Raw genomic sequence first — 22,926 nt, forward strand, 5'->3', positions numbered from 1 at the left:
CATCTGCCGAACCTACTACGCCTTCTCCCCCACCATCATCGCATCCACCCGCTGGAAACCGCGCGGCAGTTTGTTGCCGCGCCGGCCGCGCTCGCCGCGATAGTGCTCCAGATCGGCGGCCTTGAGGGTGATGTGGCGTTTACCGGCGAACAGTGTCACCGCACCGTCCACCGGGATCACCGCCGTGGCCACCACATATTCCTCGCGCATGGCCGCCTTGTTGGCCGGGATACCGATGATCTTGTTGCCCTTGCCGCGCGGCATCTGCGGCAGTTCGTTGAGCGGGAACACCAACAGGCGGCCGTCGTTGGTGGCGGCAGCCACGAGATCGGTATCGTAGTTACCCACCTTCTGCGGCGGCAACACCCGGGCGCCGCTGGGCAGGTTGAGCACGTTCTTACCGGCCTTGTTGCGCGCGTGCAGATCGGACAGTTTGGCGACGAAGCCATAACCGGCGTCGGAGGCAAGCAGCACCAGTTCGTCATCCTCGCCCATCAACACGCTTTCGAAGGTCGCCCCGGCGATGGGGTTGATGCGGCCCGACAAGGGTTCGCCCTGACCGCGCGCCGAGGGCAGCGTATGGGCGGGCAGCGAATAGCTGCGGCCGGTGGAGTCGATGAAGGTGGCGAGTTGATTGCTCTTGCCGCGTGCGGCGTCCTTGTAGCCATCGCCGGCCTTGTAGCTGAGTCCGGTGGGGTCGAGGTCGTGCCCCTTGCCAGCGCGTACCCAGCCCTTCTCCGACAGCACCACGGTGACCGGCTCGACGCCGACCAGTGCGGTTTCGTCCAGTGCTTGGGCCGCGGCGCGCTCCACCAGCGGCGAACGGCGTTCATCGCCGTAGCTCTCGGCATCGGCGATGAGTTCCTTCTTCACCAGGGTCTTCAGGCGCGCCTCGGAGGAGAGGGTCTTCTGCAGGGCATCACGCTCCTGAGCCAGTTCGTCCTGCTCACCGCGGATCTTCATCTCCTCCAGCTTGGCCAGGTGACGCAACTTGAGTTCGAGGATCGCCTCGGCCTGTTCGTCGGACAGGCCGAAACGTGCCATCAGTACCGGCTTGGGCTCGTCCTCGGTGCGGATGATGTGGATCACTTCGTCGATGTTGAGGAAGGCGATGAGCAGGCCGTCGAGGATGTGCAGGCGGCGTTGTACCTTGTCCAGGCGGTGCTCCAGACGGCGGCGCACGGTACGGATGCGGAACTCCAGCCACTCGGTCAGCATCTCGCGCAGGTTCTTCACCCGCGGCCGGCCATCGAGGCCGAGCACGTTCATGTTGACGCGGTAGCTGCGCTCCAGATCGGTGGTGGCGAACAGGTGGTTCATCAGTTCATCGACATCAATGCGGTTGGAACGCGGCACGATCACCAGCCGCGTGGGGTTCTCGTGATCGGACTCGTCACGCAAGTCTTCGACCATCGGCAGCTTCTTCTGCTGCATCTGCTGGGCGATCTGCTCCAGCACCTTGGCGCCGGACACCTGATAGGGCAGCGCGGTAATGACGATGTCGCCCTCGTCGCGCTCCCAGCGGGCGCGCATGCGCACGCTGCCGCCGCCCGTCTGATACATCTTCAGCAGTTCGGCGCGCGGGGTGATGATCTCCGCGTCGGTGGGATAGTCCGGCCCCTGTATGTGCTCGCACAGCTGTTCGATGGTGGCCCTGGGCTCTTCCAGCAGACGCACGCAGGCACTCACCACCTCGCGCAGGTTGTGCGGTGGAATATCGGTGGCCATGCCCACGGCGATGCCGGTGGTGCCGTTGAGCAGCACATGGGGCACGCGCGAAGGCAGCAGCGCCGGTTCTTCCAGCGTGCCGTCGAAGTTGGGCACCCAGTCCACCGTACCTTGCTCCACCTCGGTAAGCAGCAGGTCGGAGAACCTCGCCAGGCGCGACTCGGTGTAACGCATGGCGGCGAAGGACTTCGGATCGTCGGGTGAGCCCCAGTTGCCCTGGCCGTCGATGAGCGGATAGCGGTAGCTGAACGGCTGCGCCATCAGCACCATCGCCTCGTAGCAGGCGGAGTCGCCGTGGGGGTGGAACTTGCCCAGCACGTCACCGACGGTGCGCGCCGACTTCTTGTACTTGGCGCCGGCCTTCAGGCCCAGCTCGCTCATGGCGTAGACGATGCGGCGCTGCACCGGCTTGAGGCCATCGCCGATATGCGGCAGGGCGCGATCCATGATCACGTACATGGAGTAGTCCAGGTACGCCTTCTCGGTGAAGGCCTTGAGCGGCAGACGCTCGACGCCTTCGTAATTCATCTCGGTGGTTTCAGCCATGACGTTCGCTCAGTGTTCTCATTGCGCCAGTTGCAGCAGGAGGGCGGCGATGCCCTCTTCCGCCGCGCCCAGATACGGCGCGATGGTGATCCGCACCTGCGGGTGCTCGGCCTGCTTGGGCTGCACCTGCGCGGGGATGTCGGTCGCCACGTGGCGCCCCTGTGACAGGAAATAGGGCAACACCACCACTTCCTGCGCGCCGCGCTCGACGCAGCATTGAATGGCGCCGGGGATGCTCGGCTCGGCCAGTTCGAGAAAGGCCGCGGTGACGTCGGCATAGCGGTTGCCGGCCAGTTCCTTCAGGCGCGCGGCGATCTGGCGCACCTCCTCGTTGGAGGCCGCGCGGCGGCTGCCGTGGGCGACCAGTACCAGATGCTTCATCCTCACACCTCCGCCAGGTCGCCCTTCTGCTCCAGCCAGCTCTTGCGCTCGCCGGCGCGCTTCTTGGCCAGCAGCATGTCGAGCAACTGGTTGGTGTCGTCGCCCGACTCGATGGTGAGCTGCACCAGGCGGCGCGTGTCCGGCGCCAGGGTGGTCTCGCGCAGTTGCAGCGGGTTCATCTCGCCGAGGCCCTTGAAGCGGGTGACGCTGACCTTGCCGCGCTTGCCCTCGGCGGCGATGCGATCGAGCACGCCCTGCTTCTCCGCCTCATCGAGGGCATAATACACGTCCTTGCCGATGTCGATACGGTACAGCGGCGGCATCGCCACATACACATGGCCGTTGGCCACCAGCGGGCGGAAGTGACGCACGAACAGCGCGCACAACAGGGTGGCGATATGAGCGCCGTCGGAGTCGGCATCGGCCAGGATGCACACCTTGCCGTAGCGCAGGCCTTCCAGGTTGTCGGAGCCGGGATCGACACCGATGGCCACGGCGATGTCGTGCACCTCCTGCGAACCGAGCACCTCGGCCGGGTCCACCTCCCAGGTGTTCAGGATCTTGCCGCGCAGCGGCATGATGGCCTGGAAATCCTTGTCGCGCGCCTGCTTGGCGGAACCACCGGCGGAATCGCCCTCCACCAGGAACAGTTCGCTGCGTGCCGGGTCCTGGCTGGTGCAGTCGGCCAGCTTGCCGGGCAGGGCCGGGCCCTGGGTCACCTTCTTGCGCGCCACCTTCTTGCCGGCGCGCAGACGGCTCTGCGCACTGCTGATGGCCAGCTCCGCCAGGCGCTCGCCGAGGTCCACATGCTGGTTGAGCCACAGCGAGAAGGCGTCCTTCACCACGCCGGAGACGAAGGGCGCGCACTCGCGCGAGGTGAGCCGCTCCTTGGTCTGGCCGGAGAACTGCGGGTCGGCCAGCTTCACCGACAGGATGTAGCTCGCCTTGTCCCACACATCCTCCGGCGCCAGCTTGACACCGCGCGGCAGCAGGTTGCGGAACTCGCAGAACTCGCGCATCGCCTCGGTGAGGCCGGTGCGCAGGCCGTTGACGTGGGTGCCGCCCTGAGCGGTGGGGATCAGGTTGACGTAGCTCTCCGCCACCGGCTCACCGCCTTCCGGCAGCCACACCACCGCCCAGTCCACCGCCTCGGTGTTGCCGGCCAGGCTGCCGATGAACGGGTCTTCCGGCAGCAGCTCACACTCCTTCAGCTCGTCGAGCAGATAGGCGCGCAGGCCGTCTTCGTAATACCACTCCTCGCGCTCGCCCGCCGCCTCATCGAAAAAGGTGATGCGCAGGCCGGGACACAGCACCGCCTTGGCGCGCATCACGTGCTTGAGGCGCGGCACGGCGAACTTGGGCGAGTCGAAAAACTGCGGGTCGGGCCAAAAGCGCACCGTGGTGCCGGTGTTGCGCTTGCCCACCTCGCCGACCACCTCCAGCGGCGAGGCCTTGTGGCCGTCCTTGAAGGCGATGTTGTATTCCTTGCCGTCGCGTCGCACCCAGACCTCCAGATGCTTCGACAGCGCGTTGACCACCGACACGCCGACACCGTGCAGGCCGCCGGAGAACTGGTAGTTCTTGTTGGAGAACTTGCCGCCGGCGTGCAGCTTGGTGAGGATCACCTCGACGCCGGGCATCTTCTCCACCGGGTGCATGTCCACCGGCATGCCGCGGCCGTCATCGGCCACCGCCAGCGAGCCGTCCTTGTACAGGGTCACCTCGATGGTCCTGGCGTGGCCGGCGATGGCCTCGTCCACCGAATTGTCGAGAACCTCCTGCGCCAGGTGATTGGGGCGCGAGGTGTCGGTGTACATGCCCGGGCGCTTGCGCACCGGGTCCAGGCCGGACAACACCTCGATGGATTCGGCGGTATAGGAACTGGCTGACATAATTTATTGATTAATAATGGTTATTATCGTGAGACACGACCTGCAGCACGGGTGCGCCGCAGGCAAAGTGGAAGGATTCTAACGCAAAACGCCCCCGCCACGGTGTGACGGGGGCGTTTTCCGGGATCGGCGGCGGGCCATCAGGTCCGGAACTGCCCCACCAGCCCCTGCAACTGCTCGGCCAGCCCGGCCAGCTGGGTGCTGGAGGCCGCCAGCTGGCGCGTGCCCTCGGCGGTCTGCTCGGCCACCTGGGTGATGTTGGCGATATTGCGGTTGATCTCCTCGGCCACCTGTTCCTGCTGGGCGGCGGCATCGGCGATATGGCGGTTCATGTCGGTGATGTTGTCCACCGAGGCGGTGATCTCCGCCAGGGCGGCACCGGCACGGGCCGCCTGCTCGACGCTGGCGGTGGCCTGCACCCGCCCCTTGGTCATCATCGCCACCGCATCGCTGGCCCCCTTTTGCAGCTTCTCGATGATGGCCTTGATCTCGGCAGTGGACTGCTGGGTACGCGAGGCCAGGGTGCGCACCTCGTCGGCCACCACGGCAAAACCGCGCCCCTGCTCGCCGGCGCGCGCCGCCTCGATGGCGGCGTTGAGGGCCAGCAGGTTGGTCTGCTCGGCGATGCCGCGGATCACGTCCACCACGGTGCCGATGCTGTCGCTGTCGTCCTCCAACTGGTGGATGACCTCGGCCGCCTCTTCCACGGCATGTGCCAGGCTGTCGATGGCGTCCACGGTCTGCGCCACCACCTGACGTCCACCCGTCGCCTGGGCATCGGCCTGGGCGGCGGAATCGGCGGCCAGGCCGGCGTTCTGCGCCATCTCCTGCGCCGTGGCCACCATCTGATTCATCGCCGCGGCAACCTGTTCGGTCTCCTGCTGCTGACGTTGTACGCCGCGATTGGCGTCGGAACTGATCCGTGACATCTGTTCGGCGGCCGCCGCCAGTTGCGCTGTGGAGCCCGCCACCTGACTGACGATGGCGCGGATCTTTTCCACGAAACGGTTGAAGGCCATGCACAACTGGCCGATTTCATCACGGCCGTCCACGTGCAGCTGGCAGGCCAGATTGCCGCCGCCAGCGGCAATATCGTTCATGGTGCTGACCGCCATGCGCAGTGGCCGACTGATCAGATGGCTGATGATCCAGGCGCCGAACACGCCGAGGAACAGACCGGTGGCCAGCAGCAACAGCACCGTTGCCCGTGTCACATCGATCTGCGTCAGCAGGGCATCACTGCGCTGCTCGGTACGGCTGCGCAACTCCTGCACCAGTTCATCGAGCAGCTGTTTGCTCTCGCCCAGCAGCGGCCCCAGCTCGCTGCGCACCAGATGGGCATCGGTGCGCCACTGCTCGCTGCTGTGCAGGGTACGCATCCGGGTGAAATTGGCGAGGAAGCGCTGGCGCAGGGCGACGAACTGCTCGAAGGCATCCTGCTGCTCGAAATTGAGCTGGCCGGCGCGTTTCTTCAGCCGCTCCACCAGCTTGCCGACATTGTCCTGGTGCAACTGGATCTCATCCAGGGCACTGTCGGCGCGGAAGGCCAGATAGCCGCGGATGCCGTTCATGACGTTGGTCCAGGCGTAGCGCAACTCCCCCAGCAGCAACAACAACTGTTTGCGCTGCCCGTTGGCCGCCTCTTCCTCCTCCGCCATGATCATCTGCGACAGCAGTTGCAGCGCCTCCTGGCTGAGTGGATTGACGTTCATGCCGGCATAGTGCATGGCCGGGAAATTGGCGCCGTCATCCAGCGCCAGCTGCAACATGCGCTCCCGATAGTCCGCAAAACGCTGCACCTTCTCCGCCACCGCGGCGACCTTGCTGCCCAGCGCCGCCTCTTGCTGCACCAGCGGCTGCTGTTGCAAGCGCTGCAAGAGCTCGCTCACCTGTTGCAGATTTTGCAGATAGTCTTCCCGCTGCGTCGGCTCCTTGCTGAGCAGATAGAAGCCCAGCGAGGCGGAGGTATGTTCCAGACGCGTGGCCAGTTCCAGCGCATCGAGCACGGTGGGCTGGATGCGCTCCGCCACCTCGGCCATGTTGCCACGGGTGGCGGTCAGGCTGGCAACGGTGGTCAGCACGACCCCGGCCAGAATCGCCACCAGCAGACCGAAGCCGAACCAGAGTTTGGTGCGTATGGAATAGCGCGCCAGCAGGCGCTGGATGAATGTGAGCATGGACACCTCTCCCCGGCAATACATGCATCCCGGCACAGAAAGGCCCATCCTGGCGCTTATTGCGATTTGCTAAATTTCTGAACAAAAGCAGTCAATTACTGCCTCTTTATAAGCAGCTTAGGAGATGATGTCGAGGGAAGGCTTTTTATTCCGGCGCTGCGCCGCGGCAGGCTCAGGCCAGCTCGCGCCAGCCGAGGCCGTCGTCCTGATGGGCCACGCCGATCCAGGCATGTTCGCAATCCAAGGCCGTAGCGAGTGCGGCAACGGCCAGCGGCGGCGTGTTGTTCTTGTCACTGAGGTGGGCGGCAACGATGTGCTGCAGATGCGAACAATCGATGCGCTGCAGCAGCGTACCGGCCTGCTCGTTGCTCAAATGGCCATAGTCGCCGCCGACACGGGCCTTGAGCAGCGGCGGATAGATGCCGTTGGCCAGCATGGTGGGATCGTGATTGCACTCCAGTACCAGCGCATCACAGCCAGTGAGTTGCTGTTCGATGTGCGGCGTCAGCGATCCGGTATCGGTGAGCAGACCGAGTCGCTGTGCACCGTTGCCGAAGACAAACTGCGTCGGCTCGCGGGCATCGTGCGGCACGGGGAAGGGAGTGACCTCGACATCGCCGACGGCGAAGGAGGCATGGCTGCTGAATACCCGGCAGTCGGCAATCTCTTCATTGCCGGCCGCGCGCGTGCCGGCACTGAGCCACACCGGCACGCCATAGCGGCGGGCGAACAGTGCCACCCCGCTCAGGTGGTCGCCATGCTCATGGGTAACGAGGATCGCGCTGACCTGCGCGGGATCACGCCCGAGCCGCAGCAGACGCCGCTCGGTTTCGCGCAGGGAAAAGCCGCAATCGATGAGCAGCAGGGTGTCCCCCTGCTCGACCAGGGTGGCGTTGCCGCGGCTGCCGCTGCCGAGGGAGGCGAAACGCATCGATCAAAGATCTTTCGAGTTTCGGGGGCGGAGCTTCGCACTCCCCCCGCAACAGGTGTTTAGCGCAGTTCCGATTCCAACTGCTGCAGGATCTTCACCGCTTGCGGAGTAGTGGCGAGCACACCACTCTTGTCCTGTACCGTGACGCGGGTGGTCTCGCCATTACCCTGCAACAGGATACGGGCCGGCGGCTCCGCGGGCCTGTCCTCCTCCTTGCCGGAGAACAGGCTGGAGAAGAAGCCCTTCTTGCCGGCATCGGCCACCTGATCGACCGGGCGGATGTAATACAGGCCGGCGGAGCGATCGCGGTCCTCGACCACCAGTCCCAGGCGATCCAGGGCGATGCCGACGCGACGCCAGGCGCGCGGGAAGGATTCGTTGATCTGCAATGCCGCGCCATCGAGGCGGGCGCGCGGTTCAGCGGCGACGGGGGCGGCGGCCAGTTGGGTTTCAGCCTCGGCCTGCGGCACGCCGAAATACACCATCATGCGGTTGAGCATTTCCGCGACCAGTTCCGGGTCGGCGGGGCGGGATTGCCAGATCGTGTCATAGGATTCCACATTCTGGCCGCGCTGTATTTCTTCCAGGCCGTAGTGGGTCACGAATATCTCGGTAGTACCCGGTGTCGCGCCGCGCTCGACACGCGTGCGGAATTTGTCACGCGTCGGCGCGGAATAGGCGCTCTTGAACAGCTTGCTCACCATGTTGGTGATCCAGTCACCGGGCACGTCGGCCTTGTTCTCGGCCCACTGGGTCTCCATCAGGCCGAGCCGCGGCTCGTCGATCTTGATCTCCAGCCCCTGCTTCTGCCAGAACTCGCGCAGGCGCGCCCAGAGCTGTTCCGGCTCGGCATTCACCTGCAACCAGCGCATGTCGTGATCGCGCAGCACCCGCACATTGGCTTGTTGCGGCAACACCTGTACCCCCGACTTGTCACCGCCCTGCGCCACATGGGCCGAATAGCTTTGCGGCAGCTCCATGTCGCCTTGCAGATCAGGGGCGGTCAAATCGGGCGGCACCTCCAGCGGCGGCAGAGTCACGGCACGCTGATATTCGGCCTTGCGGCCGGAACTGCTGGCACAACCGGAAAGAAGGAAACAGACGGCCGTGGCCACGGCCACGATGGCAATACCTTTACGCACTGGGAGTCCTCGTTACTGCCCGGGAAGATGCTCCCGGGTCAAAGCACGCCGGCCCGCTTCATGGCCTGACGCACGGTGTCGTGATGCTGGCTCGACAGTTCGGTCAGCGGCAGGCGGATCCCCGGCGGGATCAGCCCCATTTCATGCAGCGCCCACTTCACCGGAATGGGGTTGGCCTCGACAAACAGATTCTTGTGCAGCAGTTCCAGATCGGCGTTGATGGCATGGGCGGCGACGCGATCCCCGCGCAGGGCGGCGGCACACATCTCGTGCATCGCACGTGGCGCCACATTGGCGGTCACCGAGATGTCGCCCTTGGCGCCCATCAGGATCAGCTCCATGGCGGTGGCGTCATCGCCGCTGTAGATGTCCATACGATCGCCGCAACGGTCGATAAGTTCCTTGCCGCGCTCCAGATTGCCGGTGGCGTCCTTGATGCCGACGATGTTGCTGATGTCGGCCAGGCGGGCCACGGTATCGTTGCTCATGTCGACGGCCGTGCGGCCCGGTACGTTGTACAGGATCTGGGCGATGGGCACCGCCTCGGCCACGGCGCGGAAATGGCGGTACAGTCCTTCCTGGGTGGGCTTGACGTAATACGGCGTCACCAGCAGGCAGGCATCGGCACCGGCCTCCATGGCGCAGCGGGTCAGCTCGATAGCCTCGACGGTGGAGTTGGAGCCGGTGCCGGCGATGACCGGAATGCGGCCGGCGGCCAATTCGACCACCCGGCGGATCAGGCCGCAGTGCTCATCGTAATCGAGGGTGGAGGCCTCGCCGGTAGTACCGACCGCCACGATGGCGTCGGTGCCGTTGGTCACGTGAAACTCCACCAGCCCGCGCAGGCTGTCGTCGTCGACGCTGCCGTCGGCCCGCATCGGCGTGACCAGGGCCACCATACTGCCGTGAAACATGTTCGCTCCCCCGCTGTGGACGCCGCGCCAGGGGCGCCCGTCCGACTAAAATAACGTTGCATCCTACAAGAAGACAGGGACGAGGGACAAGAAGAAGACAGATACGCGGGACGAGGCACAAGGAACGCCCCCCTCGCCAGCCGTCCGTCGTACCTGGCGGCACCCGCACTCCCTTTGCGCCGACTACTCCGCTCCCGCGCCGCCCTGGGGTACAATGCCCGACGACCATCCCTTTAGCCGCCCTGAGGCCCCATGAGCACCCAACCCACCCAGCAGCAATACCTCGTCATTTCGGCCCTGGGCCAGGACCGTCCCGGCATCGTCAACGACCTGGCCCTGCACGTCACCGACGCCGGCTGCAACATCGTCGACAGCCGCATGACCGTTCTGGGTGGCGAGTTCGCCATCATGATGATGGTGGAGGGTGCCTGGAGTGCGGTGGCAAAGCTGGAAAACCAGCTGCCCGGCCTGCAGAAGAAACTGGGCCTGACCATCATCTCCAAACGCACCGAAGAACACGAACCCAAGACCGGCGGTCGTCCCTACATGGTGGAAGTCATCGCCATGGACCATCCGGGCATCGTCTACCAGCTGGCCAATTTCTTCTCCAGCCGCAACATCAACATCCAGGACCTGTACACCGACAGCTATCGTGCCGCCCACAGCGGCGCCCAGATGTTCTCCGCCAACATCACCGTCAACCTGCCGGCCACCACCCAGGTCGCCCGCCTGCGCGAGGAGTTCCTCGACTTCTGCGACGCCCTCAACCTGGACGCGGTGCTGGAGCCGGTGAAGGGCTGAGCGTCATCATCCGACAATCTCGCCGCCACAGGCTTGCACATGATCTGCAAGGGAGTTCCATGAGCACTGTAACCCTGGGCAAAAAGGTGCCCACCTTCGCCCTGCCCGCCACCGGCGGCCGGACCCTCGGCCTGAAAGACTACAAAGGCAGGAATCTGGTCATTTATTTCTATCCCAAGGACAGCACTCCCGGTTGCACCACCGAGGGCCAGGAGTTCCGCGACCTGCACGCCGAGTTCGAGCGCCTGAACACTGCCATTCTCGGCGTGTCCCGCGACAGCGTGAAATCCCATGAAAACTTCAAGGCCAAGCAGGACTTCCCCTTCGAGCTGCTGTCCGACAGCGAGGAAACCCTGTGCCGGCTGTTCGATGTCATCAAGGAAAAGAACATGTACGGCAAGAAGGTCATGGGCATCGAGCGCAGCACCTTCCTCATCGACGCCCAGGGCGTGCTGCGCGCCGAGTGGCGCAAGGTCAAGGCCGCCGGTCACGCCGCCGAGGTGCTCGCGGCGGTACAAAACCTATAATCCCCCAACCACAGCCAGAATCCACGATGAAGCAATCCAGCAAGCCCGGCAAGAAGCTGTTCGTCCTCGACACCAACGTCCTGATGCACGACCCCACCGCCCTGTTCCGTTTCCAGGAACACGACATCTATCTGCCGATGGTGGTGCTGGAGGAGCTGGACAACAACAAGAAGGGTCATTCCGAAGTGGCGCGCAACGCACGTCAGACCAGCCGCTTCCTCGACGAGCTGATGGTGGGCGTGAGCAAGGACACCATCGGCCACGGCATCCCCCTGGCCGGCGGCAGTCTCGGCAACGGCACCACCGGTCCGAGCGGCTGCCTGTTCTTCCAGACCCGCATCATGGAAGCCAACCTGCCCACCACCCTGCCTGGCAGCAAGTCGGACAACACCATCCTCGGCACCGCCCTCGCCCTGCGCGACGAGCGCAAGGACGTCACCGTCACCCTGGTGTCCAAGGACACCAACATGCGCATCAAGGCGGCCATCCTCGGCATCCACGCCGAGGACTATCGCAACGACCAGGTACTGGACGACGTCGATCTGCTGTACAGCGGCATGACCGACCTGCCGGCCGATTTCTGGGACCGCCACAGCAAGGCCATGGAGTCCTGGCAGGAGCAGGGCCGCAGCTACTACCGCCTCACCGGTCCGGCCACCGCCGAATGGCATCCCAACCAACTGCTCTATCTGGAGGGTGAAGCCCCCTTCGAGGCGGTGGTGCGCCGCAAGGATGAGCAGGGCGCCATCATCGAGACGGTACGCGACTTCCGCGCCAAGGGCCACAGCGTGTGGGGCATCAACGCCCGCAACCGCGAACAGAACTTCGCCCTCAACCTGCTGATGGACCCGGAGATCGACTTCGTCACCCTGGTGGGCCAGGCCGGCACCGGCAAGACCCTGCTCACCCTGGCCGCGGCGCTGGCGCAGACCCTGGACGAAAAACGCTACAGCGAGATCGTCGTCACCCGCGTCACCGTGCCGGTGGGCGAGGACATCGGCTTCCTGCCCGGCACCGAAGAGGAAAAGATGACACCATGGATGGGCGCCCTGATGGACAACCTGGAGGTACTGACCCAGTCGGAACAGCACAACGACTGGGAGCGCGCCGCCACCCAGGAACTGCTCAACAAGCGCATCAAGATCCGCTCCCTCAACTTCATGCGCGGCCGTACCTTCCTCAACAAGTTCCTCATCATCGACGAGGCGCAGAACCTGACCTCCAAACAGATGAAGACCCTGATCACCCGCGCCGGTCCCGGCACCAAGGTGGTGTGCCTGGGCAACGTCGCCCAGATCGACACCCCCTACCTGACCGAAACCAACTCCGGCCTCACCTACGTGGTGGACCGCTTCCAGAACTGGGAGCACTCAGGCCACATCACCCTCACCCGCGGCGAGCGCTCGCGCCTGGCGGATTACGCCTCCGAGGTGCTGTAACGGGGAACAGGAGGCGGACGTAGGCCGGACATAGCGCAGCACTGTCCGGCAATGCCGCCCGATGCCGCTGCGCTCTAGGGAAGGTCTGAATAAGTCCATCCTGGACTTCTCAGGTCGCTCCCGCCCCTCCCTGGGCTGCGCGACATAAGTCCATCCGTGGACAAAACCACGCCAAGCGAAACGTGTGATTTTCGCTCGGCTTCATTTTTCAACGACTTATCGTCGTTGAAAAATGGCGGCACATCCCTGTGCCGCGGAAGCTCTGAACTTATTCAGAGCTTCCCTAACCTGCGACCGGCGGCGCGGTCGCGGGCCGCGGCCAGGCGCGGATGATGGCGCTGACCAAGGTGCCGAGCGGGATGGCGAAGAACACCCCCCAGAAGCCCCACAGGCCGCCGAACAGCAGCACGGCGACGATGATCGCCACCGGATGCAGGTTGACCACCTCGGAGAACAGCAGCGGCACCAGCACGTTGCCATCCAACGCCTGGATGATCGCATAGGCCACCATCAGCCAGGCAAACGCCGGACTCCAGCCCCATTGGAACCAGGCGATCAGAGCCACCGGTATGGTCACCACGGCTGCACCGATGTACGGCACCACCACCGACAGGCCTACCAGCACCCCGAGCAGCACGGCGTATTTCAGTCCCATCAGCACGAAGGTGATCGATGTAACCACGCCGACGATGAGTATCTCCCAGAACTTGCCGCGCACGTAATTGCCGATCTGCACGTCCACCTCACCCCAAACCTGCTGGGCCAAGTGGCGTTCGCGCGGCAGGAAGCCGCTGCACCAACGCACCAACAGCTCTTTGTCCTTGAGGAAGAAGAACACCAGCAGCGGCACCAGGATCACGTACACCAGGATGGTGATGATGCCGGGCAGCGAGGTGAGCGAATAGGCCAGAACGCGCTGCCCAAAACCCAGGCTCTGGGCACGGATCACCTGCAACAGTTCCGTCACCTGCTGTTCGGAAATGATGGGATAGTGCTGCGGCAGTTGCAGCAAGGCCTGCTGGCCCTGATTGATATAGCTGGGCAGTTCGCGCGCCAGTTCCACCGTCTGCGTCCACAGCAGCGGCGTCACGCCGAACAGCAGGAACAACACGAAGGCCAGGAAACTCAGGAACACCAGGATCACCGCCGACAACCGTGGCACGCCATGGCGCACCAGCAGCCGCACCACCCCCTCCAGCAGATAGGCGATCACGATACTGGCCAGCACCGGTGCCAGCATCTTGCCGAAGATCAGCACCGCACCAAACCCCAGCAGCAGCAGCACCGCCAGAATGACAGCCTGCGGATCGGAGAAATAGCGGCGGAACCAGTCGGCGATCAGGTTCATTCGGCGTCACCGAACTGCTGCCGGTAGTGGCGGCGGAACAACTCTTCCAATTCGTCGATCACCTCCGCCGCCGCCCGCCCCTGCATCAGGTGCTCGGTCATCAGGCCGGAGGTTTCGTGCAGTATTTTGGAGCGGTCCAGCATGTGATAGCTGGCCGACAAGCGCTTGATGGCCGCCACCACCGACTCCTGTGCCGGTCGTTCGATGGGTTTGGGGGTGACGTCCAAGGGCACATCGCTGCGCGCCACCAGAAACTCGGCGAAGGCCAGCAGTGTCTCGCGTTCGGCGGTGGGCAGACGGTTGAACATCTGCACCAGGCGGGCGTCATCCTTGGCCATGGGCTACAGACCTACGCCGGGATGGTCCTTGCAATAGGCGCGGGCGAAATCGAGCAGCTTCTCGATGGCGCGCAGGCGGAACTTCTGCTTCTGGTGCACGAAGGAGAACGGCCGCTCCATCGGCGGGTCGATGTTGATGGCGACCAGGGTCCCCAGGGCCAGCTCCTTGGCGATGGTGGCGCGCGAGATGATGGAGATGCCCATGCCCGCTTCCACCGCACCCTTCACCGCTTCCGGGCTGCCCAGTTCCATGACGATGTTGAGATTGCAGGAGTCGATACCACCGGCGCTGAGGTGCTCCAGCATTACCTCACGGGTGCCCGAGCCCTCCTCACGGCAGATGTAGGGGTAATCGATGATGCGGCTCATGGCGACGGAACGCTCCTTCGCCAGGGGATGCCCCTTAGGCACGATCAGCACCATCTGATCCATGCGGCAGGTCTCCACCACCAGATTCTTGTTGCTCACCGGGGCCTCGACCACGCCGAGATCGATGCTGTTGTTCTCCACCAGGGAAACGATGTGATCGGTATTGGCCACCTGCAGGCGGATGTTGACGTCGGGGTACTTGGCTTTGAAGTCGCCCAGCAGCGCCGGCAGCATGTACTCGGCGATGGTGGTACTGGCACCGATGAGCAGCACGCCGCTCACTTCGCCGGTCAGCTCGCGCACCGAGTTCTCCATCTCGCCGTACAGGGTGAAGATGCGGTCGGCGTACTGATAGACCCGCTCGCCGGCGGCGGTCAGGCTGATGCGGTTGTGGGTGCGATCGAACAGGCGGGTGTTGAAATGCTCCTCCAGCTGGCGCACCTGGAAGGTGACCGCGGGCTGGGTCATGTGCAGGTGTTCCGCCGCCTTGGTGAAGCTGAGCAGGCGGGCCACCGTGTGAAATACCTGTAAACGTCTGTCGGCCATGAATTTCTTATGCCGCCGGGCGGCAAAACCTGATTAATGCACGGATAAGCGGCAAGAATACTTTATCCGCATGGCCCGAAACAACGACAAGCATATATCCACAAAGAGAAAGGGGCGGTTGTCACCGCCCCTTTTCCCTGCAGCCGCCCGACTTACGCCGGCCCGTTGATGATGCTGTCCAGCCGCTTGCGCATGAAGGCATAGTACATCACCGGTATCACCACCAGCGTCAGCAGGGTGGAAACGAAGATACCGAAGATCAGCGACACGGCGAGGCCGCTGAAGATCGGGTCGTCCAGGATAAAGAAGGCCCCCAGCATGGCCGCCAGACCGGTGAGCACGATGGGCTTGGCGCGTACCGCGCCGGAGCGGATCACCGCCTCCTCGAAGTCCATCCCCTCGCGTACCTGCTGGTTGATGAAGTCCACCAGCAGGATGGAATTGCGCACGATGATGCCGGCCAGGGCGATCATGCCGATCATCGAGGTGGCGGTGAACTGCTTGTCCATCAGCCAATGGCCCGGCATCACGCCGATGACGGTGAGGGGAATCGGCACCATGATGATCAGCGGCACCAGGTAGGAGCGGAACTGCCCCACCACCAGCAGGTAGATGAGCAGCAGCCCCACCGAGTAGGCCAGGCCCATGTCGCGGAAGGTTTCATAGGTGACCTGCCACTCGCCATCCCACTTCAGGCTGTACTCGTAGGGGCTCTCCGGCGCATTGATCAGATACTGCTTGAGCACCTCGCCGTTTTCCACCGCCTTGTCGGCCAGTTGGCCGAGGATGTCGAACATGCCGTACAGCGGACTGTCCAGTTCGCCGGCCATGTCGCCGGTGACGAACACCACCGGCAGCATGTCCTTGTGGTAGATGGCATGCTCGCGCGTGCTCTCCTCCACGGTGACGATGTCGGACAGAGGTACCAGCAGACCGCTCTGGCTGCGCACGCGCAGCGCCAGCAGCGACGCAATCGCGGCCTTGTCGGCCACCGGCAGTTCCAGGCGGATCGGCACCGGATACTTGAAGTGCTCGCCGTGCAGGTAGGAGGCATCCTCTCCGGACAGCGCCGTACCCAGCGCCGCCACCACGCTCTGTTGCGCCACGCCGAGCAGAGCCGCCTTTTGCTGATCGACCTTGATGATCAGCTTGCGCTGCTCCGCCTCGATGCTGTCGTCCACGTCGATGATGTCAGGGGTGGCCTCGAACACCTTGCGTACCTCCCGGGCGACGCGGATCTGGCCTTCGTAATCCAGGCCATAGACCTCCGCCACCAGCGGCGCCATCACCGGCGGGCCGGGCGGCACCTCCACCACCTTCACGTTGGCGTTATGACGGCGGCCGATCTCCTGCAGCGGCGCGCGCACCGCCAGCGCCACCTCGTGGCTCTTGCGCTCGCGATACTTGGCCGCCACCAGATTGACCTGGAGATCGCCAACGTTGGCCCCCTCGCGCAGATAGTACTGCCGCACCAGACCATTGAAGTTGATCGGTGCGGCGGTACCGGCGTAGGCCTGGTAATCGCTCACCTCCGGCACGGTGGCGAGATAATCGCCCAGCTCGGCCAGCACACGCGCGGTCTGCTCGACGCTGGTGCCCTCCGGCATGTCCACCACCACCTGGAACTCAGACTTGTTGTCGAAGGGCAGCATCTTCAGCACCACCAGCTTGACGCCGGCCAGCCCGACCGAAAGGACGATCAGGCCAAGGATTGCCAGGGTCAGCTTGCGCCGGTCCGGGGCGCCCTCGCTGCCACGCAGAAAGCGGCCGACGGTACCCTTGAACAGGCTGTAGAGAAAATCCTCCTTAGGCTCCATCGCATGTCCGACGTGATGGTTCTTGAACATCACCTGCGACAGCCAGGGCGTGAAGATAAAGGCCACGCCCAGGGAAATCAGCATACCGATGGAGGCGTTGATGGGGATCGGGCTCATGTACGGCCCCATCAGGCCGGTAACGAAGGCCATGGGCAGCAGCGCGGCGATGACGGTGAAGGTGGCCAGGATGGTCGGACCGCCCACCTCGTCCACCGCCAGCGGGATCGCCTCCAGCAGGGTCTTGTCGCCCATCTGCATGTGGCGGTGGATGTTCTCCACCACCACGATGGCGTCATCCACCAGGATGCCGATGGAGAAGATCAGCGCAAACAGCGACACACGGTTCAGGGTAAAGCCCCAGGCCCAGGAGGCGAACAGGGTCACCGCCAGGGTGATCACTACCGCCATGCCGACGATGAAGGATTCGCGCCAGCCCAGCGCCAGCAGTACCAGCGCCACCACCGAGGCGGTGGCGAAGATCAGCTTGGAGATCAGCTTCTGCGCCTTGTCGTTGGCGGTTTCGCCATAGTTGCGCGTCACCGTGGCGTGCACGCCCTCCGGCACGACGATGCCCCTGAGCTGCTCGAAGCGATCGATCACCTGATTGGCGATGTCCACCGCGTTGGTACCGGGCTGCTTGGCCACCGCCAAGGTCACGGCCGGATGCACGCCCTGGCTGTCGATGCCCTTGGATTGCGCCGCCGGCCCGGTGCCGAACCAGACATACTGCTCCGGCTGATCGGCGCCGCGGCTCACCTCGGCCACATCGCGCAGGAACACCGGCGCACCATTGGCCACGCCCACCACCAGATCGGCCACCTCGTCGGGGCTGGACAGGAAAGTGCCGGCCTGCACCAGAATCTCCTGATTCTCGTTCACCAGGGCTCCGGCGGGCTGGGTCACATTGGACAGTTGCAGGGCATTGCGCAGGTCATCCAGCGCCAGGCCATAGCCCGCCAGCCGCGCAGCGTCGAAACGGACATTCACCACCTGATCCGGACCACCGATGGTATAGATGTCGCGCGTGCCCTTGACCCGCTTCAGCTGGGTTTCCAACGCATGCGCCACCTGCTGCAGCTCGTAGCCACCCACCTGCGGGTCTTCGCTCCACAGGGTCAGGGCGACGATGGGCACATCGTCGATGCCCTTGGGCTTGATCAGCGGCTGACTGACACCGAGATTGCGCGGCAACCAGTCGCCCTTGGAGTACATGGCGTTATACAGACGCACGATGGCCGCGGTACGATCCTCACCCACCTCGTATTGCACGGTGAGCACCGCCATGCCCGGCTGCGACACCGAGTAGACGTGCTTGACGCCCTCGATCTCGGAGAGGATCTGTTCCGCCGGCATGCTCACCACGCTCTCCACCTCGCGCGCGGAGGCGCCGGGATAGGCGATGAAGATGTTGGCGAAGGTGACGTTGATCTGCGGCTCTTCCTCGCGCGGCGTGATCAGCACCGCGAACACGCCGAGCAGAAAGCCCACCAGGGCCAGCAGCGGCGTGATCTCGGTGGTGAGGAAACGCCGGGCGATGTTGCCCGAGATACCGAGCTTCATGCTCATGTGCCGTCGCCCTCACGCTTGCCCTTGAGATGGATGCCGGCGCGGATCGGGTCCAGCGCCACGCGTTCGCCGGCGGACAGGCCTGCCAGCACCTCCACCGAGCCATCCGGCAGGGTGCGGCCGGCACGGATCTGGCGCAGGGCGACACGGTCACCCTCGCCCACCACATATACCGCAGTCACCTCGGAGCGATGCACCACCGCCGCCGCCGGCACCAGCAACCGAGCCTCCTCACCCACGACGAAGGCCACCTTGGCGAACATGCCGGGATAGACACCGTGCTGGCCGGGCGGCAGGTCGACGCGCACCTTGAAGGTGTGCGACACGCTGTCGGCATAGGGACTGATGGTGAGCTTGCTGCCCTCGACGCTGCCCGTGCCGTCCGGCACCAGCACCCGGGCGCGCGACAGACTGCGCAGGGTATCGATGTAGGCCTGCGGCACGTCGGCCACCGCACGCAACCGCTCCAGCGACAGTCCGGTCATCAAGGCCTGCCCCGGATTGGCCAGCTCGCCCACTTCGATGTGGCGTTTTACCACGATGCCGCTGTAGGGGGCGCGCACCACGGTATGCTCCAGCTGTTCCTGCGCCTGCTCCAGGCCGGCGCGGGCGGCCTTGTAGGCAGCCTCGGCACGGTCAAAGGCCGACCTCGCCACCAGCTGTTTCTCGAAGATATCCTTGATGCGTCTGAATTCGGCTTCGGCCTCGGCATGACGCGCCTCGGCGGCCTTGAGGGCTGCGCGCTGCTCGGTGTCGCGGAAGCGGATCAGGACATCGCCCTTGGTGACGTAATCGTCGACATCGAACTTGACCTCGACCACCCGGCCGGAGGTCTGCGCCGACACCGTGGCGCGCTGCACGGCCTCGATGATGCCGTTCACCACCACCTCGCGCACCACCGTGCGCGACTCCGCCGTAGCCACCTCGAAGGGCAGCGGTGACTCCGCACCCGCCGTCCCCATACCGGCCAAGGCGATTAGCCCACCGATCATCAGACGCCTCAAACGCATTCCCTTCCCTCCGCAGAAAATCGTTATCAAACCGAAACTTGGCTAACTATAGAGAATTACCGCCGGGAGCGCGAACAGCCTTGCAACCCGCAGACGCATTGTATATTAGCATTTCCTAATATACCAGACGGGATATGGGGTGGACGGGGGTGTGATTCAAGCCTGGGTCCGGCCCGGGGAAGAAAAGAAGACAGGGCGCCGTCCGGCGCCCTGTCCTGCGCGAATCAAAGCTTGAACTCGTCGATGAGGCGGTTCAGCTCGCTGGCAAGACGCACCAGCTCCTCACTGCTCTGCGAGGTCTGCTTGGCCCCTTCCGAGGTCATGTCCGCCAAGTGGCTGATGCTGGCGATGTTGCGATTGATCTCCTCGGCCACGGCACTCTGCTCTTCCGCCGCCGTGGCAATCTGGGCATTCATATCGGTGATGGTGGCCACCTCGCCGGCGATCATGCCCAGGCTCTCCGCGGCCTTCTCCACATGCTCGGAACCGGATTGTGCCCGCCCCTGGGCCGCCTCCATCGCCCGCACCGCATCGCGCACACCGCCCTGCAGGCGCTCGATCATGGCCTGGATTTCCTCGGTGGACTTCTGTGTGCGCGAGGCCAGGGTACGCACCTCGTCGGCCACCACGGCGAAGCCGCGCCCCTGCTCGCCGGCACGGGCGGCCTCGATGGCCGCATTGAGCGCCAGCAGGTTGGTCTGCTCGGCAATGCCCTTGATGACATCCAGCACCATACCGATATTGGCGCTGTCACTCTCCACCTGCTGGATCACCTTGGCGGCATTCTCGATATCGCGAATCAGCACCTCGATGCCGCCCAGCGCTTCGGTGGCCACATAGGCGCCGGCCTTGGCCTCGTCGTCGGCGCCGCGCGAGGCCGCCGCCGTCTGGCTGGCATTGCGCGCCACCTCCTGCACCGTGGCGGCCATCTCATTCATTGCCGAGGCGACCATATCGGTTTCGCTGCGCTGTTCCATCACCACACGCAACGTCTCCTCGGCCACGTTGGCAACGCGGTCGGACACCTCGGTCAGGCTGTGGGTGGCCTGGGACACGGAAAGCAGACTCTGACGGAACTTGTCGATCATGTGGTTGAAGGCATGCCCCATGGCCCCCACCTCGTCCTCTGCCTCGATGGTGACGCTGCGGCTGAGATCCTCATCCCGGGCCATGGTTTCCATGGTGCTGCGCATGGCATTGATGCGGCTGATCACCACGCGGCGCACGGTATAGACCATCACCACCAGCCCCAGCACCAGGAGCAACAACTGAATGCCGGCAGAGATGAAGATGTTGCGGTTCACCTCGTCGTCCAGCTCCTTGAGCGAATAGCTGATGCGTACCGCGCCAACGACGGTATTTTCCTCCACCGGGTGGCACATCAGGCAGTTGGTGCCGCGATAATCCTTCTCCGCCAGAATGGGATTGATGACGGTCAGCACACGGCCGCCACCGTTATCGCTGACATCGATGATGGCCTCGCCGGCCAGGGCGCGGCGGTCAAAGTCGTCGGTCGGGGCCTGGTGGTCGTAGCCGGGGCCGTACATCTTGGTGACGGGCTCGCCGCGCACGATGCGCGCATCGATGACGCCGGGACGGGAGAGGATTTTCTTGCGCAGCACATCGCGCTGGGCCATGGTGCCGGTCAGCATCATGGTGTTGATGCTGTCGAAATAGGAGTCGGCAGCGTCCTTGGTCTGCTGCTCCACCACTTCCAGCACCAGCCGCTTTTCGGTGCCGGCGGCAAACATCAGCGAGGCGGTCATCACCGCGGCGAATACCAGCACCAGGGCCAGGTTGATCTTTGCCTGCACGGACATCTGTCGGGTGGCGGACGGCTTGTTCATGAAATACCTCGATCACACTGTGGCAGCAGACACTGGGAGCCACCATCGTTATATGTTTTATTAACTTATCAACACTTCCTTATTTGCCCGACTCGCATGCATTCCAGTGCTCTCTGGCTCCCCTATCGGCAGGCCTCTCACGTTCTGAAGGGGGAGGTCCACCGACACCGGAAGTGTGATCCACATCATACTCCGGCCGCAATGGTATCCGCATCAGCCGTTGGTGTAATGGACGCCCGCCGGCCCCTCCGGGCGATAAAACGCATATTGCGCCCCCCGCTCCCGCGCCTGATGCATGGCCAGCGCGGCCTTGTGCAACAGTTCCTCGGTTTCCGTGCCGTCTCCGGGATAGCGACTGATGCCGATGGCCGGGGTCAGGAACAGCTCATAGCCCTCCAGCCGCAGGGGTTGGGCGAACTCCAGCCTGAGACGCTGTGCCAGCGGCACCATTTCCTGCGCCGACAGCGCCTCCTTGTGCAGGATGGCGAACTCATCGCGCCCGAGCCGCGCCACGGTGTCACCCTCGCTCACTGCCTCTTTCAGGTGGCGCGCCAACAAGCCCTGAAAACGCTCCTCGGTGCGCCGCTCCATCCCCTCACCGAACAGCGCCGCGAGGTCGAAAGAGACATGCAGCACTCCTACCGCCAGGCCGAGGCGGCGTGCCTGCAGCAGGGCTTGGCCAAGACGATCGACGAACAGGATGCGGTTGGCCAGGCCGGTCATGGCGTCGTAGTGCAGCACGCGGTGCAGGCGCTGCTGCGCCAAAAGACGCCGGGTGATGTCTTTGCCGGTAGAGACGAAATGGGTGATATTGCCCTGCTCGTCCCGCACCGGGGTGATGGTCTTTTCCTCGTAATACAACTCGCCGTCCTTGCGCCGGTTGATGAACACATCGCAGAACGGCAGGCCATTGAGCAGCAACTTCCACATCTGTCCATAGAAGGCCGGCTCCTGAAAGCCCGAACGCAGCAGCGCCGGGGTACGGCCAATCACCTCGGCCTTGCTGTAACCGCTGATGTCCTCGAAGGCCGCGTTGACATACTCGATCACCCCCTCGCGGTTGGTAATCATCACCGCGTCCGCCGTCTGTTCCAGGGCGCGGGACATCTGCTTGGTCTGTGACTCCCGCTGGCGTGCCTCGGTGATATCGCTGGACAGGGTGGCGCAGTGCTGCACTCGGCCGGCCTCATCGTGCATGGGAAAGCTGCGGCTGCGCACCCAGCGCACCGTACCGTCAGGCTGCTGGATACGATATTCGCCATGGAGGCCGGGCCAGCCGGCGGCCAGCCACTCCTCCACCTGCGGCACATCCTCAGGATGCACCGTGGCCAGAAACGAGGGGATGTCGTGGAACAGCCGCCCCCACAGGCGGGCGCAGGCGGGATTGCTGTACACCACCTTGCCGCGACAGCCTGCGGCCAACCAGAAGGCCTCGTCGATGGCACCGGCAAACTGCCGTAGGCCGCCGGCCTCATCGGCTGTCGCCGAAGGCGGCGATGAATGGAAGGAGTTGTCCATCGCGGTGTGACACCTGAGCGGAAACACGTCGGATCGTCATCCTATGACCGTGACCGAGAAGGCACAAGACTTTTTGTACCGCGCTTTGC

At 64.2% G+C, this 22,926-nt stretch carries 17 protein-coding genes; 3 read left to right on the forward strand and 14 right to left on the reverse strand.

What is annotated here, in order from left to right:
• Nucleotides 1-15: 15 nt before the first annotated feature.
• The 7 genes from parC to dapA form a co-directional block, all read right to left on the reverse strand.
• Nucleotides 16-2,274 (reverse strand): DNA topoisomerase IV subunit A, encoded by a 2,259-nt coding sequence (gene parC / locus EP379_RS09620; protein WP_127477599.1) that lies wholly within the window; start codon nucleotides 2,272-2,274, stop codon nucleotides 16-18.
• Between the two features lie 18 nt (nucleotides 2,275-2,292).
• Nucleotides 2,293-2,655, reverse strand: a complete 363-nt coding sequence (locus EP379_RS09625; protein ID WP_127477600.1) for a sirohydrochlorin chelatase — start codon at nucleotides 2,653-2,655, stop codon at nucleotides 2,293-2,295.
• A gap of 2 nt (nucleotides 2,656-2,657) precedes the next feature.
• A complete protein-coding gene (gene parE / locus EP379_RS09630; RefSeq protein WP_127477601.1) occupies nucleotides 2,658-4,547 on the reverse strand; it encodes a DNA topoisomerase IV subunit B in 1,890 nt (629 codons plus the stop codon).
• Between the two features lie 140 nt (nucleotides 4,548-4,687).
• The gene (locus EP379_RS09635; RefSeq protein ID WP_172600434.1) at nucleotides 4,688-6,724 is read right to left on the reverse strand and encodes a methyl-accepting chemotaxis protein; all 2,037 of its coding nucleotides are present in this window, start codon (nucleotides 6,722-6,724) and stop codon (nucleotides 4,688-4,690) included.
• A 172-nt stretch (nucleotides 6,725-6,896) separates the two neighbouring features.
• Nucleotides 6,897-7,655, reverse strand: coding sequence for an MBL fold metallo-hydrolase (locus EP379_RS09640; protein WP_127477603.1), 759 nt, complete (start codon nucleotides 7,653-7,655; stop codon nucleotides 6,897-6,899).
• 59 nt (nucleotides 7,656-7,714) lie between these two features.
• A complete protein-coding gene (bamC, locus tag EP379_RS09645; RefSeq protein ID WP_127477604.1) occupies nucleotides 7,715-8,797 on the reverse strand; it encodes an outer membrane protein assembly factor BamC in 1,083 nt (360 codons plus the stop codon).
• Between the two features lie 38 nt (nucleotides 8,798-8,835).
• The gene (gene dapA, locus EP379_RS09650) at nucleotides 8,836-9,711 is read right to left on the reverse strand and encodes a 4-hydroxy-tetrahydrodipicolinate synthase (protein WP_127477605.1); all 876 of its coding nucleotides are present in this window, start codon (nucleotides 9,709-9,711) and stop codon (nucleotides 8,836-8,838) included.
• A gap of 252 nt (nucleotides 9,712-9,963) precedes the next feature.
• On the opposite strand from dapA, the gene EP379_RS09655 reads away from it, so the two are divergent.
• Genes EP379_RS09655 through EP379_RS09665 form a run of 3 tightly spaced genes read left to right on the forward strand, consistent with a single transcriptional unit; the run spans nucleotide 9,964 to nucleotide 12,478 of the window.
• Nucleotides 9,964-10,512, forward strand: a complete 549-nt coding sequence (locus EP379_RS09655) for a glycine cleavage system transcriptional repressor (RefSeq protein ID WP_127477606.1) — start codon at nucleotides 9,964-9,966, stop codon at nucleotides 10,510-10,512.
• 59 nt (nucleotides 10,513-10,571) lie between these two features.
• A complete protein-coding gene (locus tag EP379_RS09660; protein WP_127477607.1) occupies nucleotides 10,572-11,039 on the forward strand; it encodes a peroxiredoxin in 468 nt (155 codons plus the stop codon).
• A 26-nt stretch (nucleotides 11,040-11,065) separates the two neighbouring features.
• On the forward strand, nucleotides 11,066-12,478 hold the full coding sequence (locus tag EP379_RS09665) for a PhoH family protein (RefSeq protein WP_127477608.1): 1,413 nt from the start codon (nucleotides 11,066-11,068) through the stop codon (nucleotides 12,476-12,478).
• A gap of 283 nt (nucleotides 12,479-12,761) precedes the next feature.
• Here the strand turns inward: EP379_RS09665 and EP379_RS09670 are convergent, their stop codons facing one another.
• The 7 genes from EP379_RS09670 to EP379_RS09700 form a co-directional block, all read right to left on the reverse strand.
• Complete coding sequence (locus tag EP379_RS09670) at nucleotides 12,762-13,826, reverse strand: AI-2E family transporter (protein WP_127477609.1); 1,065 nt, start codon at nucleotides 13,824-13,826, stop codon at nucleotides 12,762-12,764.
• Entirely contained in the window at nucleotides 13,823-14,164 is a 342-nt protein-coding gene (locus EP379_RS09675; protein WP_127477610.1) for a Crp/Fnr family transcriptional regulator, read from the reverse strand. Before EP379_RS09675 ends, EP379_RS09670 begins: the two co-directional genes overlap by 4 nt.
• A gap of 3 nt (nucleotides 14,165-14,167) precedes the next feature.
• Nucleotides 14,168-15,079, reverse strand: a complete 912-nt coding sequence (locus tag EP379_RS09680) for a selenium metabolism-associated LysR family transcriptional regulator (RefSeq protein WP_127477611.1) — start codon at nucleotides 15,077-15,079, stop codon at nucleotides 14,168-14,170.
• Between the two features lie 152 nt (nucleotides 15,080-15,231).
• Nucleotides 15,232-18,462 (reverse strand): efflux RND transporter permease subunit, encoded by a 3,231-nt coding sequence (locus tag EP379_RS09685; protein WP_127477612.1) that lies wholly within the window; start codon nucleotides 18,460-18,462, stop codon nucleotides 15,232-15,234.
• On the reverse strand, nucleotides 18,459-19,454 hold the full coding sequence (locus EP379_RS09690) for an efflux RND transporter periplasmic adaptor subunit (protein WP_232024020.1): 996 nt from the start codon (nucleotides 19,452-19,454) through the stop codon (nucleotides 18,459-18,461). The genes EP379_RS09685 and EP379_RS09690 overlap by 4 nt, the downstream gene beginning before the upstream one ends.
• 242 nt (nucleotides 19,455-19,696) lie before the next feature.
• A complete protein-coding gene (locus tag EP379_RS09695; RefSeq protein ID WP_127477614.1) occupies nucleotides 19,697-21,319 on the reverse strand; it encodes a methyl-accepting chemotaxis protein in 1,623 nt (540 codons plus the stop codon).
• A 213-nt stretch (nucleotides 21,320-21,532) separates the two neighbouring features.
• Nucleotides 21,533-22,837 (reverse strand): PAS domain S-box protein, encoded by a 1,305-nt coding sequence (locus EP379_RS09700; protein WP_127477615.1) that lies wholly within the window; start codon nucleotides 22,835-22,837, stop codon nucleotides 21,533-21,535.
• Between the last annotated feature and the right edge of the window lie 89 nt (nucleotides 22,838-22,926).

Origin of the sequence: Sulfurivermis fontis (genome assembly GCF_004001245.1) — a bacterium.
Lineage (GTDB): Bacteria > Pseudomonadota > Gammaproteobacteria > Thiohalomonadales > Thiohalomonadaceae > Sulfurivermis > Sulfurivermis fontis.

Coding starts and splice junctions, on each gene's coding strand:
- parC (WP_127477599.1), bottom strand. CDS start 2,274: ATGGCTGAAACCACCGAGATGAATTACGAAGGCGTCGAGCGTCTGCCG.
- EP379_RS09625 (WP_127477600.1), bottom strand. CDS start 2,655: ATGAAGCATCTGGTACTGGTCGCCCACGGCAGCCGCCGCGCGGCCTCC.
- parE (WP_127477601.1), bottom strand. CDS start 4,547: ATGTCAGCCAGTTCCTATACCGCCGAATCCATCGAGGTGTTGTCCGGC.
- EP379_RS09635 (WP_172600434.1), bottom strand. CDS start 6,724: ATGCTCACATTCATCCAGCGCCTGCTGGCGCGCTATTCCATACGCACC.
- EP379_RS09640 (WP_127477603.1), bottom strand. CDS start 7,655: ATGCGTTTCGCCTCCCTCGGCAGCGGCAGCCGCGGCAACGCCACCCTG.
- dapA (WP_127477605.1), bottom strand. CDS start 9,711: ATGTTTCACGGCAGTATGGTGGCCCTGGTCACGCCGATGCGGGCCGAC.
- EP379_RS09655 (WP_127477606.1), top strand. CDS start 9,964: ATGAGCACCCAACCCACCCAGCAGCAATACCTCGTCATTTCGGCCCTG.
- EP379_RS09660 (WP_127477607.1), top strand. CDS start 10,572: ATGAGCACTGTAACCCTGGGCAAAAAGGTGCCCACCTTCGCCCTGCCC.
- EP379_RS09665 (WP_127477608.1), top strand. CDS start 11,066: ATGAAGCAATCCAGCAAGCCCGGCAAGAAGCTGTTCGTCCTCGACACC.
- EP379_RS09670 (WP_127477609.1), bottom strand. CDS start 13,826: ATGAACCTGATCGCCGACTGGTTCCGCCGCTATTTCTCCGATCCGCAG.
- EP379_RS09675 (WP_127477610.1), bottom strand. CDS start 14,164: ATGGCCAAGGATGACGCCCGCCTGGTGCAGATGTTCAACCGTCTGCCC.
- EP379_RS09680 (WP_127477611.1), bottom strand. CDS start 15,079: ATGGCCGACAGACGTTTACAGGTATTTCACACGGTGGCCCGCCTGCTC.
- EP379_RS09685 (WP_127477612.1), bottom strand. CDS start 18,462: ATGAGCATGAAGCTCGGTATCTCGGGCAACATCGCCCGGCGTTTCCTC.
- EP379_RS09690 (WP_232024020.1), bottom strand. CDS start 19,454: ATGATCGGTGGGCTAATCGCCTTGGCCGGTATGGGGACGGCGGGTGCG.
- EP379_RS09695 (WP_127477614.1), bottom strand. CDS start 21,319: ATGAACAAGCCGTCCGCCACCCGACAGATGTCCGTGCAGGCAAAGATC.
- EP379_RS09700 (WP_127477615.1), bottom strand. CDS start 22,837: ATGGACAACTCCTTCCATTCATCGCCGCCTTCGGCGACAGCCGATGAG.